The organism is Dellaglioa sp. CoH-57-MRSF-22 (genome assembly GCF_056781895.1).
Window position 1 is genome coordinate 1 of sequence record NZ_JBXAXT010000181.1, and the last position, 294, is coordinate 294.

General features: G+C 53.7%; 1 protein-coding gene. It reads left to right on the forward strand.

Annotation, left to right across the window (positions count from 1 at the left end; all coding sequences use genetic code 11):
• Positions 1 to 56: 56 nt before the first annotated feature.
• Positions 57 to 294, forward strand: a 238-nt coding sequence (locus AC1RPR_RS08715; RefSeq protein ID WP_481763556.1) for a hypothetical protein, incomplete at its 3' end; no start/stop codon positions are given.

A 294-nucleotide genomic window follows, 5' to 3' on the forward strand; every position in this document is an offset into this window, starting at 1 on the left:
CACTGTGCTTGAGTGGAAAGTTCCTTGCGAACTACGAGTGCAAAGAGTGTGGCACAATGCACGAGCTTTCGTACAAATACGAGTGTTGTGGTTTTCCGACCGTGTACCATGAGCTGAGCATCAACTACAAGGGCATCAGCGGCCACATCGATGCGGTGTACCGTGGTGACGACGGGAAGTTTTACATCCTCGACTTCAAAACGACGGGCATCGCAGCGGCCCCCAAAAAAGCCAAGGACCCGGGCATTGTGTACGTCGAGCAAATCGAGGCGTACGCAGTGCTTCTGGAACTCC